The organism is Candidatus Phytoplasma asiaticum (assembly GCF_015100165.3).
GTDB lineage: Bacteria > Bacillota_I > Bacilli_A > Acholeplasmatales > Acholeplasmataceae > Phytoplasma > Phytoplasma citri.
The window spans coordinates 99,971-112,993 of the sequence record NZ_CP097206.1; the positions used below are offsets into that span (position 1 = coordinate 99,971).

General features: G+C 20.4%; 11 protein-coding genes. 6 read left to right on the plus strand and 5 right to left on the minus strand.

What is annotated here, in order from left to right:
- Positions 1–42: 42 nt before the first annotated feature.
- Together sufU and H7686_RS00420 are read left to right on the plus strand one after the other, a co-directional pair.
- Positions 43–498: a Fe-S cluster assembly sulfur transfer protein SufU gene (sufU, locus tag H7686_RS00415; protein WP_193621995.1), complete on the plus strand. Its 456-nt coding sequence runs from the start codon at positions 43–45 to the stop codon at positions 496–498.
- 62 nt (positions 499–560) lie between these two features.
- Entirely contained in the window at positions 561–1,298 is a 738-nt protein-coding gene (locus H7686_RS00420; protein ID WP_193621994.1) for a TrmH family RNA methyltransferase, read from the plus strand.
- 37 nt (positions 1,299–1,335) lie between these two features.
- Here the strand turns inward: H7686_RS00420 and H7686_RS00425 are convergent, their stop codons facing one another.
- From H7686_RS00425 to H7686_RS00435, 3 genes are all read right to left on the minus strand, one after another.
- Complete coding sequence (locus tag H7686_RS00425) at positions 1,336–2,211, minus strand: deoxyribonuclease IV (RefSeq protein ID WP_193621993.1); 876 nt, start codon at positions 2,209–2,211, stop codon at positions 1,336–1,338.
- Positions 2,212–2,276: 65 nt separating this feature from the next.
- Positions 2,277–3,389 carry a DEAD/DEAH box helicase gene (locus tag H7686_RS00430; RefSeq protein ID WP_193621992.1) on the minus strand — a complete coding sequence of 371 codons (1,113 nt, stop codon included), beginning with the start codon at positions 3,387–3,389 and terminating at the stop codon, positions 2,277–2,279.
- A gap of 663 nt (positions 3,390–4,052) precedes the next feature.
- On the minus strand, positions 4,053–4,676 hold the full coding sequence (locus tag H7686_RS00435; RefSeq protein ID WP_193621991.1) for a superoxide dismutase: 624 nt from the start codon (positions 4,674–4,676) through the stop codon (positions 4,053–4,055).
- Positions 4,677–4,914: 238 nt separating this feature from the next.
- Here H7686_RS00435 and H7686_RS00440 point away from each other — a divergent pair, with 238 nt between their 5' ends.
- Positions 4,915–5,598: a hypothetical protein gene (locus tag H7686_RS00440; RefSeq protein ID WP_193621990.1), complete on the plus strand. Its 684-nt coding sequence runs from the start codon at positions 4,915–4,917 to the stop codon at positions 5,596–5,598.
- Between the two features lie 486 nt (positions 5,599–6,084).
- Complete coding sequence (locus H7686_RS00445) at positions 6,085–7,776, plus strand: DEAD/DEAH box helicase (protein WP_193621989.1); 1,692 nt, start codon at positions 6,085–6,087, stop codon at positions 7,774–7,776.
- Between the two features lie 263 nt (positions 7,777–8,039).
- On the opposite strand, the gene H7686_RS00450 is transcribed toward H7686_RS00445, so the two are convergent.
- Both H7686_RS00450 and H7686_RS00455 read right to left on the minus strand, forming a co-directional pair.
- On the minus strand, positions 8,040–9,629 hold the full coding sequence (locus H7686_RS00450) for a transporter substrate-binding domain-containing protein (RefSeq protein ID WP_193621988.1): 1,590 nt from the start codon (positions 9,627–9,629) through the stop codon (positions 8,040–8,042).
- Between the two features lie 97 nt (positions 9,630–9,726).
- Complete coding sequence (locus H7686_RS00455) at positions 9,727–10,464, minus strand: amino acid ABC transporter ATP-binding protein (RefSeq protein WP_193622008.1); 738 nt, start codon at positions 10,462–10,464, stop codon at positions 9,727–9,729.
- Positions 10,465–10,973: 509 nt separating this feature from the next.
- Here H7686_RS00455 and H7686_RS00460 point away from each other — a divergent pair.
- Together H7686_RS00460 and H7686_RS00465 are read left to right on the plus strand one after the other, a co-directional pair.
- A complete protein-coding gene (locus H7686_RS00460; RefSeq protein ID WP_193621987.1) occupies positions 10,974–11,594 on the plus strand; it encodes a hypothetical protein in 621 nt (206 codons plus the stop codon).
- A gap of 619 nt (positions 11,595–12,213) precedes the next feature.
- A complete protein-coding gene (locus H7686_RS00465; protein ID WP_193621986.1) occupies positions 12,214–12,822 on the plus strand; it encodes a hypothetical protein in 609 nt (202 codons plus the stop codon).
- The last annotated feature ends 201 nt before the right edge of the window (positions 12,823–13,023 follow it).

A 13,023-nucleotide genomic window follows, 5' to 3' on the forward strand; every position in this document is an offset into this window, starting at 1 on the left:
ATTGATTTGTTAATGTTTAATCTTAAAATGTGAGTAAGTATTGTGGTTAATTATTTATTATATCGTCAATTAATTATAAATCATTCTCAAAAACCTTTTAATTATGGTTTATTACCTATTACTTGTAACAATAATTGTCTTAGTAAAAAAAAACATAATTTATTATGCGGAGATGAAGTGACATTACAAATTTGTTTTAATGCTAATGTTATTAATGCAATTCGACACGAAACAAAAGGTTGTTCTATAATATGCGCTTCTTCTTCTTTAATGTCAATTCATTTATCTAATCAAACATTTTCGCAAAGTTTAAAAATTATTAATAATTTTATAAATATGTTGCAAAATAAACCTTTTGATAGTAATACTTTAGAATCAGATTTATTATTGTTTCAAGTAATTGCTAATTTTCCTAATAAATTAAATTGTGCTATCATTCCTTGGTTATTAGCATTTAATTTAATAAAAAATTATTTTAACAACATCGAATCGAGTTAAAAATATATTTTGTGAATAAATATTGGTAATCACATATGATTTAAAGTGAGTTGTAATATTCTATGATTTTGTCATCTAATAATCGTGTTTTTAAGAAAATGATGAAATTATCATTTAAAAAATATCGAGATTTATATCAAGAATTTCTTGTATTTGGAAATCATCTTGTTCAAGAAGCTGTGAAAAAAGGAATAGTATTGGGATTATATACTATTAATCCTGAAAAAGAAGAGGGTTTATTTATTAAAAAATCTTTAATGAAATTATTAAATAATAATCACATTTTATATTCTCAAGTAGCTATTTGTAAAATGTTAAAATCATCTTTATTTAGTGATAAAATACTTATTTTAGATAATATTCAAGATCCTTCTAATGCTGGACTTTTATTAAGAAGTGCTTGTGCTTTCGGGTTTAAGACTGTTTTTTTTAGTGATAATAGTGTGGATATTTATAACGAAAAAACAATTCAAGTTAGTCAAGGAGCTATTTTTAATTTAAATTTTGATCGTGGTAATTTGGTGAATTTTTTATTATTTTTGCAAAAAAATAATTATTTTGTTATAGGTTCTTGTGTTCGCGAAACTAATTTTTTATCTCATGATTTCCTAGATTTTAGCTCTAAATACAATAAAATTGCTTTAATATTAGGGAACGAAGGGCAAGGTATTTCTTTTGTTTCTCGTCAAAAATCGAATTATCTAATTGCTATTCCTACTACGGATTTAGTAGAAAGTTTAAATGTAGCTATAGCTGGTAGTATTATGATGTTTTATATTTATCAATGGTTTAATAAATAATTTTTTTAGATGTTTTTATATATTAATAAAAATTAATTTATTGAAATTTTAAATTTCTATTAAATATTTTGTTTTTGATCATAATAATTTCTTCTTTGTAAATAGGTTTTTGGTTTACAAAAGGTGTTTCTAAAATTTTAGGAATATTTTTGAATAATGGGTAATAGATAATTTTTATTAAAGCTTCGAATCCTATTTGACCATATCCAATGTTTTCGTGTCGGTCTTTTTTGCTACCTAAAGAATTTTTAGAATCATTAATATGTAGAACGGATAAGTATTTTAAATTAATAATCTTATCAAATTGTTTTATTGTATTTTCAAATTGATTTTTAATATCATAACCAGCATCAAATACATGGCAAGTATCTAAACAAATAGAAATTCGTTTTTTATCTTCTATTAAATCGATAATATTTTTTAATTCTTGAAAATTGGAACCAATTTCATTACCTTTTCCTGCCATAGTTTCTAATGCTATTTTAGTTTTTAAATTAGGAGTATTTTGAAAAATTTTATTAATACCTTGAGCAATCCATGTAATCGCTTCTAATTTGTTTTTGTTCAAATTATTACCTGGATGTATTACCATTTGAGGAATTTTCATTTGCGAAAATCTATTTAATTCTTTGATTAAAAATTCGATAGAAAACTCTCTTTTATTTAAAAAAGGGTTGGCTAAATTAATGATATATGGAGCATGACCTACTAAATAATTCGCATTAATATTGTATTTTTTCATTTTGGATAAAGTTTTATCAATATCATATTGTGCGATAATGTTTCTTTTAGTATTTTGAGGAGGGCCTGAGTATAACATAAAAGTATTTGAATCGAAGGATAAAGCTTGTTCTAAAGCTCCTAAATACATTTTAGGTTTTTTAAAGGATACGTGACTGCCTATTATTAACATATTATTATTTTTTTATCTTTCTCATTAAAATATATTTTTTATTTTCGGAAATTTTAATTTATATTTTAATTATTTAAATTAGTAATTAAAGAGTATTGGTTTTTATTAAATTTAATTTTTTTAAATGAAATATTTAATTTTTTTTGGATTTTATTAAGTAATAATTCATCTTTTTCGGTACTTAAAACTATTATATCTCCTGATTTTCCCATTCTTCCCGTTCTACCGTTCCGATGTTGAAAAAAATCTAAATTTTTATGAGGCAAATCATAATGTATTACTAAGTCTATATCTAAGTCTAAACCTCTTGCCATAAGATCGCTTGCTATAATATATTGATATTTCGTTTTTTGAATATCATTTATATATTGTTTTCTTTTTTTAGTATTTAATGATGAAGAAAAACAAATTACTTTTAAATTTTTTTGAAGCATTGCTTCATAAATTTTTATTTGTTCTTTGATATTGGAAACAAAAATAATAGAAATATAAGGGTTAATATGTTGAGTTAAATGTATTAAAGTTTTTAGTTTTTGTTCTGATATGGTTTCAAGATTATAATAATTTAATTTTAATTTATGTTCTTGTGTAGTATTTAAAAATAAATTTTTTCCAAAATATTTATTGATGAAAGGTTTAAATTTATCATCGATAGAAGCGGATATTATTATAATTTTAGGATTGCATTTAGTTAATATTACATCTAAGATGGATAAAGAATCTTTTTCAAATAACATATCTGCTTCTTCTAAAACTAAAAAATTGATTTTATGAATTTTTAGTAATTTGTTAATAATAACATATTCATGTAGTTTGTTTAAAGTTGTTATGAGTAAGGGAGGTTGTTTTTTTTTGAATTGATCTGATATTTTTTGTTTATTTATGCCACCATATAAAATTTTAATATTAGCTATTTTCGGTTCTATTTTTTTTAACATATTTAATATTTGCCAACTTAATTCGTTAGTTGGGGTAATTATGATCGCTTGTATTGTATTTTTTTGCCAATTTATTTTTGATAATATAGGCAATAAATAAGCATGAGTTTTTCCAGTTCCTGTAGGAGCAACGCATACTAAATGATAAGGTTTTTCGAAATTATTAAACATTTGTGTTTGTATAGGTGTTATTTGATTAAAATTTAGTTGTTTTAATTTTTGTTTTATATATTGTTTCAAATTTATTAATTTTCCTTTATTTTTGATTCGCACAAATTATTTTTAGTTCATTTTAATATATGTTAAAATATTATTATCCATTAATATTATGCATTAAAGTAAATTATAATATTATTTGATTTATTATTTATGATTTATCTTTTTATAGGGCATTTTATCGTTTTATCAAAAAAGTATTTTATTTTTATTATTATTTATATTAAAAATAGCAATAATTCAAGAGGTTAAAATTTTTTATGATTTGGTTTTTTAATAAAAATAACAAAGTTAATCCATTGAACTGTAAGAAGAGTTTTAGTAATCAACTGAAAGTGGAAAATATAGTTAATAAAAATAAAAATGTACCATTTCAATTTCAAAGAAATCGACGTTTCATTAATTTTCTTTCAGGTTTGATTATATTAATTATATTTGTAACTATTGTTATTGTTCCTATAAGTTATTTTATTTATTTGATTTTTTAGAGATAAGTTTAAAAGTTATTAAAAAATTTTATTTCGATTAAAAATTTTTTAATAAATAAAAATTCCATCGAAAAAAATATTTTTTTCGACGGTTTTTTATTTTATATTATTTAATTAATAATTTTTTTCAAATTAATATTTTTATTATATGATAAATAAATATTTTTGTTTCAATTTTTTATTTTAATTTTAATAATAATTATTTATTCTGAATATTATTTAAATTAATTTCTACTTGCTCCCAATTAATGATATGAAAAAAAGCTTCTACATAATCTTGACGACGATTTTGAAAATCTAAATAATAAGCGTGTTCCCAAAGATCCAAACCTAAAATAGGATAACCTAAATTATGAGTGGTATCTTGATTAGTAGTTGTTATAATTTCGGATAAATTTTTATTATTAATAATCCACCATACCCAACCGCTACCAAAAAGATTTAAAGCTTTATTAGTGAATTGATTTTTAAAATTATCTAAATTTTTATAATCTCTTTTTATAATTTCTTGGGTTTTATTTAATAAAACGATCTCATTAGTTGTTTTTGGTTTTAAAATTGTCCAAAAAAATGAATGATTAAAATGTCCACCTCCGTTATTACGAACAGATGTTCTAATTTCTTTAGGTATTAAAGATAAATTTTTTAATAAATCATCGATATCATTTTTTATTGTAGGAAATTTTGATAGAGAAATATTTAATTTATCAATATAGGTTTGATGATGTTTTTGATGATGAATCATCATTGTTTTTTGTGTTATAAAAGGTTCTAATTCGTTATATTTATAGTTTAAAGTAGGTAGTTTATATTTATTAATCATAATTAAGATATTATCGCTCCTTTTTATTTTAAAAATATTTTTTTTAAATAAGCAAAATCATTCTTTATTATAACATGTTTGGAATATGGTTATTTGTAAATTTAGCATGAATTACAAATGTATTGAATATATTTTATTTTTTAGAGATAAAATTTTTTTTAAAATAGTTAATAAGATAAAAAATATTTAATTTTATTATGACAAACACAATTATTTAGAAAGAAGTTAAATTCAATTTATGTTAAATAAAAATGACTGCATAAAAAATACACGAAATATTATTAAGCAAGTAATTTTAGGTTCGAATTTAATTTCGATTTCTTGGGTTTTATTTAACTTGAATAAATATTCTTTTTTAAGTCAAATTAATAAAATTCCTATTATTAATTCTAATTTATGGTTATTTTGGCATTTGCCATTATTTTTTTTAGGATTTTTTTTAAATATTAATTATGTAATTTTGTTTTGTTTTGTTTATATTTTTATAGAATGTTCCTTTTATTCAATGTCTAGTTATTTAGCGGCTTATGAATATTTAAAAAGTAATTATAATTTTTTTATTTCTGATAGATTTGTTTTTGTTATTAGCAATATTACTTTTGGTTCTTTTATACCTAATCTATTTGTGTTAATAAGTTGTATGTTAAATCATCGTTATGTTAACAAAAAACGTATTTTTATTTTTGGTTTTTTCAGTATTGTTTTACAATCTAGTTCTCGTATTTTAAATGGTTATTTAAATTATTGGGATATTATTAAAATTAATTTTTGTCGATATAATTATATTTATTCGGATCGTTTTATAAATATTTTTTTTTGTTTTTTTAATATTATTCCTATTATTATCAATAATGTGATTAATTGTTTATTATTCGGAATTTTATATAAAAAAATTCAAAATATATATCAGGAATTAATGTAATATATATAAAGAATTAAATTTATACAATTTATTATTTATTTCATTAATCGGCAATAAAATTTTATTGTAATTATTATATGTGCGAATAATTTTGTCAAATTAAATCTTTTATTTTATGGTATTATTAATAATAAAATAAATTATTTTTTTAACTATATTGAAATATCTTATTTAAATTAGTAATTGTAATTTACGAGAGAATTAATTTTTTAAATTTTTGCTGATTATTGTTACTATTACTTTTTTATCTTAAGATGGAGATAAGTTGCACTTTATTTTCCTAAATTTTAAAATTACAAAAACTTTTGATAAATATTTTTTTAGTTTTTTCTTTAGGAACAACATATAGTAACTAAAAATATTTCTTTTAATAACCGCAATTTTTTAATCATTGATTAGAATACGAAAGATTTATTTTTATTAAATATTGAAAAAAATTTTTATTTTTAATTAAAAAATTTTCAATAAGATTGAAAGGAAAATATAATGATTTCTTCTTTTACAGAGTTAAATTTATTAACTCAAATTCAAGAAGCTTTAAAAGAGCTTAATTTTATTAATCCTACCCCAGTGCAGGCTTTGGTGATTCCTAAAATGATTCAAGGTATTGATATTGTAGCTCGTTCTCAAACAGGAACAGGGAAAACTTTTGCTTTTGGAATTCCTATGATTCAAAAAATTGATCCTCAAACTTCTCAAATTCAAGCTTTAGTATTGTGTCCTACACGAGAATTAGCTTTGCAAGTTTTTACGGAAATTAATAAATTATTGAAATTTTATTCTGAAATTAGAACTGCTGTTATTTATGGTGGCGAAAAATATTTTAAACAATTTAGTGCTTTAAATAAAAAACCTCATATTATTGTAGCTACTCCTGGAAGAATTTTAGATTTATTAAAACAGCAAAAAATAGATTTATCTCATGTTAAACTTTTAGTTTTAGATGAAGCTGATGAAATGTTAAAAATGGGATTTCAAGAAGATGTAGAAGATATTTTAAAAAATATTCCTTCAGAAAGGCAAACAGCTTTATTTTCTGCTACTATGCCGGATTTTATTAAAAAAATAGCTGCAAAATATCAAAAAAATTCTCAAACTTTAGAAATATCTAATAAAAATATTGCAGTTAAAAGTATTAAACAATTTTATTTTATTGTTTCGGATATAAATAAAAATTTAGTTTTAGAACGTTTATTAGATTATCAAAATCCTGATTCTGTTATTATTTTTGCTAATACTAAGAAAAATGTGGATAATATTACTGATTATTTGCAAACAAGAAATTTTTTAGTAGATGCTTTGCACGGAGATTTGAAACAAAATCAAAGACAATATGTACTTAATAATTTTCGTAATAAAAAAATTAAAATTTTAGTTGCTACTGATGTAGCTGCTCGAGGTTTAGATATTTCTGATATTCAAATGGTTATTAATTATGATTTATCTAATGATTATGAAAGTTATGTACATAGAATAGGTCGTACTGGAAGAGCTGGAAAATCAGGTGTTTCTTATAGTTTTATTAATGTTAGACAAAAAATGAAATTAAAAAAATTAGAATATTATTTGAAAGAAAAATTATTATTAGCTGAAATTCCTAAAATTGAAGAGATTTATCAACAACAAGATCAGTTATTTCGTGACAAAGTTTTTCAATTAATAGAAAATTATAAAAACAATAATTTATCGATTGATATGAATTTAATGGATAAGTTATTACAAAAATATGACAAAGAATTAATTATTAAATCTTTAATAAATTATATATCTCCTTGTCGCAAGCAATATGAAAATATTATTATACGGAATGTTTCCAATTATAATAGCGATGAATTTGCAAAAACATCTTATAATAAAAGTAATCGTATTAATAGTGATTATTTTAAAAAATATGAACAAAATAATATTAATATGACAAAATTAATTATTAATATTGGTAAAAATGATCATGTGTATAATCCTGCTACTTTTTTACAAATTTTATATGATAAATTTAATATTTATAGAAAAAATATTGGTTATATTCAACATTTCGCTGATAAAACAGTTTTCGAAATTAATAATAATTTTGTTAACAAGCTTAAGACAAAAAAAGATATTTATTGGGAAAATAAATTAATAATTATTAGTGATGATTTGGGAAATTATTCTAATGTTAATAATAAATATAAGAATTAAAAATATTAAATAAAAAGTTAAATTTATTTTTTAATTTTATTTATTTGAAGATTATCTAATTTTAATATATATGTAAATAAAAAAAGTCAAATTTTTACTCCGAAAGGATTAATATATTTGACTTTTTTTTATTATGTATGTTAATTATATCGGATGAAATTTTTTAGTTATCCATTTTTGATATTATCTTAGATTATTTTTATTTTAATAATTATTTATGAAATTATTTAAATTACTTTGATTAGATTTATGAATAAGACTTTTTAAGTTTTTTTGTATTTTAAAATTTGAATTAGACTTGATAATGATATATAAATAATACTTATTATAATAAAAGGTGTTATAGTATCATAAGTAATAGCTATATTTCGTTGCGCAGTCCATAATAAATTTGGTAATCCGATAATAGAATATAAAGCAGTTTCTTTTAAATTTATTATAAATTGATCCCATATATTAGGTATTTCTCTTTTTAAAATTTGTTCTAATATAATATATTTAAAGACTTGTTTCGAATTTAAACCAAGAGCATAAGCGGCTTCTATAGGTCCGGATTCTAAAAAATTGACTTGTCTAGACATGTTGTTTAAAAAATGAAATGCGTTATTAAGGAAAGTTATGATTAAAGAAATACAAAAAATTCCCATTAAACCTTTTAAAAAAAATATTTTTTGTATTAATAAATTATACATTAAGACAACTTGAATAGTAATCGGAACGGCTTTTGTAATATGAATGCATAAAACTAATATACAATTAATTGTTTTTTGAATTAGTTTTTTTGAAGATTGACACCATATTTTAAAAGGTAATAATATTAATGCCAACAAGAATCCAATTAAAATAGCATCTATAGCTAATGTTAATGATATATAAAAGCTGTCTTGATAAGTTTTAATTATATTTATAATTTTATTGCCAAATGTATTGATTTGTTCTTTTTGATGATTATCATTTATATAAGTTTTTATAGCTTTTTCACGTAAATTATCCATTATATTAGGATTAGATTTTTTAATTTCATCAATTTGTTTTGTTAATTCTTGGTATAATTTGGTGTTTTGTTTGTTTATAAAAATACCTAACGGATAATGAAAATCTTTTTGTTGATTGTTTTTGTCATTATTTATTAATTTTAAAGATTGAAATTTATTTTTATCATTTGCTTTGGAAGAAGTCATTAAATTTATAACAGGGTGTTCAAAAATTAATAAATCAACACGTTTTTGTTCTACTTCATTAACGCAATTTACTAAATCTTCTTTTGGATTTAATTTATGTAAATTTAATTTATTTAATATTTCGATATCATAAATAGAACTAGTTGTAGTTGTTGCGCTAATATGTCCATGTGTTTTAATTAAATTTTTTAAATCTTGAATAGTAATTTCTGTTTGATTTATATAATTTTTGAATTTATGATTATCTTTTCTAATTAAAAACCCAATTTCGGATACATCATACTCAATAGTATTCATTTTTTTTTTACGTTCTTCTGTAATATTCATGTTACCAATAGCAGCATCAATAATTTTTTGATCAACTGCATTTAAAATACCAGGGAAATTTAATGGTTTTATTTTTAATTGTTTATTCATGTTTTTGGCTAATTTTTCAAATAAAAAAATATCAGAACCACTTACATATGTTCCTGTGTCGGTACAAAAGCTATTGGGATTAGAAGAATTACTATCAAAACATAAAGGCGGAGAATTGCTTACTACTCCTAAAATAATATTATCAGAAGGTTGTGTTGTAAAATTAAAAATTTTAAATAATTTATAATGTAAAAATAATATTATTATTATGAAAATAAAAATTTTTAAGATTTGTCTAATTTTCAATTGAAACATTAAAATGAGTTCGCTTTCATTATTTTTTTATTATTAAATTTGGGAATTTCAAAATAATTAAATAGTTTTTTTTATAGGCGCTTGTGTATAAATATTATTATTTTTTATCTTGTTCGAAAAAATATTTAATTTTAGGACATTTATTTAGTTGAAAAATATCATTTAAATTGCCTTTTTCTGTGATTTGGCCATTTTCTAATAAATAAATTTTATTTGACACTTTTTTTGCAAATTGTAATTCATGAGTCACAATAATAAGCGTTATATTATGTTTAATAACTAAATTTTTCAATAATTTTAATATTTCTTGAGCAGATTCTGAATCTAAAGCTGAAGTCGGTTCATCAAGTAAAATAATTTTAGGATCCATACATAAAGTTCTTGCTATAGCTACTCGTTGTTTTTGTCCTCCGGAAAGTTTTTGAACATTTTCGTAGGCAAATTTTTCCATTCCCACTTCTTTTAATTTTTTAAAAGCTTTTCGGGAAGCTTCTGTATAAGGCATTTTAAAAATACATTTCAATCCTAGACAACAATTTTCTAAAACAGTTTTTTCGGAAAACAAATTAAAATGTTGAAAAACCATACCTATTTGTATTCTTAAATTAGTCAAGGAAATATTAGAATCTAGAAGATTATAATTATTAAAAAATATTTTGCCTGAATCTGGTCTATTTAATAAATTTAAACATCTTAATAAAGTCGATTTTCCTGAACCAGAACGACCAATAATAGAAACTATTTCTTTTGGTTTTATTTTGAAATTAATGTTATTTAAAATTATTTTTTTATCAAAAGAACTTTTTAAGTTTTCAACTTTTATTATGTATTGCATCATTATAATTTTTTAGGCTCCTTCGGAATTATAAAGTTTAATTTTGTTTATTTTTTATGTTAAATGTGATATTTTTTATATATTTATTGTATTTATTGCTAAATTTATAATATGATAGGGGGTTTTTAATTTTTAAAATTCTATAAAAAAAAAATGATTTTGTCAAATTTTAAATAAAAGATTATTTTATTTTATAAAATGAAAAATTTTGATAAAATTTTTGTGGTGTTATTGAATTGTAATATTTTTTTTGTGTATATTTTGATTTAGATTGATAGATTTTATATAATAATATGTCACAAAAGTTTTATATTTATTATTTGTTTTGAATTAAATTTTTATTTTTCAACATTTGAGGTAACATGATTTAATTTTAAATTATACATTAAAGAAATTTGGTTATTTAAAATTTTAAATATTGATGATAATTTAAACTTATTAAAGTGAATAATAGATCAATATATATTCGAACAATAAATTCATGTAAAAGAAAAATAGGTATTGAAGTTATGTATAAAAAAAAACAAATTATTAAAAGAAAAAAAATTTTTTTATTTTCGATTTTAGTTACTTCCTTTTTATTTTTTGTTGTATTTTTTTGTATGGGAAAAATTTTAGGTCATATTGAGCAACAACATGAAGAAGTTGTTTTAGATGTTGGTCAAGCTTTGGAAAATAATTTAGAATCTGGCCAAAAAAATTTAATATCAAATATTACAGGTTCTGCAGAAAAATGTGTTAGTGATGTCGCAGAACATATTAAAGTTAAAGTAGATGAAATTAGCGTATATTTTGAAAAAAATTTAGATAATTTAAAAGAACATTGTCAAATGCGTTTATATCAATGTATTGATCATTTAGAACAACATACTAAAGAACATGCTAATCAAACTTTTAATCAAGTTTTAAATCCTCAAATTGAACAAAATTTAATTTCTTTAAAATCTAATATTTTAAATATTTTTTCTAATTGGTTACTTAATTCTTTTAAATTTGAGATTAATTGGAATTTTTTAAAGTTTTTACCTTCTTTTTTATTTTCTAAATCTAATACGCTGGCGAATAATAATATTAATGACAATTTAAATAATGATTTAAATGATGATTTACGCGATATAGAAGTAAAATAAGAAATTTATCTAAATTGAATTAAGGTTATGGTTATAAATTTATAAATTGTTTAATCATGGGTTTTATAGATAAAGTTTAATGGAAAAGTTACAAAATAATTTATAAGTTTTTTATACGAAATTTATCAATTTTATTAATTTATTAGACATTTATTTAATATGTTATTTGATAAGTTTTAATAATTTTATATAAATTATTAAATATTTTTGTTTTATTATCTATCTATTTTTTAAAAATTCGTTTATAATATTAGATGTAGTAGTTATTTATGAAAAATAAATCTATGATTACTACGAAAATTAGACACTTATTTTGAGATAAAAATTGTGTTAAAAAATGTTTTTGTGTTTATTAAATTTTAATTTTTAATTAAATTTAATAAATATTTGATTTTGAAATTTGAATTTGAACTTTGAAAAAATTATATTATTAATCAATATAAATCAATAGATTTAATTATTTAGTTTTTTGTTAAAAAAATAATCTTTAAAATATGAAATTAATATTTTAGGATTTGTCATTAATTATTAAAGAAGGAAAATAATAAATATAAATACTATAAATACTAAACAAAAAAAAAATGTTTCATTAAAAAATTTTAAAAGAATAGCTGTTATTATGTTTGTTTTAATGATTGTAGGATCGGTAACAACATTTGTTTTTTTTCATCCAATACGTTCGTCATTTATGATTAACGATTCTAAAGAGAATTTGACGTCAGGGAATATTTCTTCTGAAGTTCCTCAATTAGAAAATTTAATGTCTTCAGAAGAAAAAAATAATTATGATGTTAATCATTTACCTATAAAAATAGATAATAAACAAGAAACTCAAGATGTCGAAGATTATGCATCTATACAAGATTATAATAATGATATTTTTAAAGAATTGAGTAATTCTGAAATTGAAAGTATTATTGGGAAATCTGAAAATCTTGAAGTTCAATCAGTGACTAAAGAAGATAAAAAACCAACTAATATCGCTAAATCTAAGCCTAAATCTAAAATTAGTTTGTTATTTAAACCGTTTCGTAATATTAAAAAAAATTTAAAAAAAATAAATCAATTTAATTCTACAAACAATCTTGTAACACATAATCTTGATTCTGAGCCAGATTATGCTTTTATTAAAAAAAATAAAAATTCAGAAAAAAATATAAATAGTCCTATTATTTGTCCTGCTATTGAATTTTGTCAAGTAATGGAAACACCAAGAGCTATTGTTTAAAATATTAAATAAGTTTAAAAATGAGTTTAAAATTAAAAATTGATTTAATTATACCTTAACAATTATTTATTACTAAAAATTTTAAATTTGAAGGAGGCATTCTAAAAAAATCAATTGTCTTATTTAGGAATTTTTTAATAAGTTTTAAATTTAAATTATATTAGTTCAAATAATTGATGTATGTTATATTTGTTTTTTGGT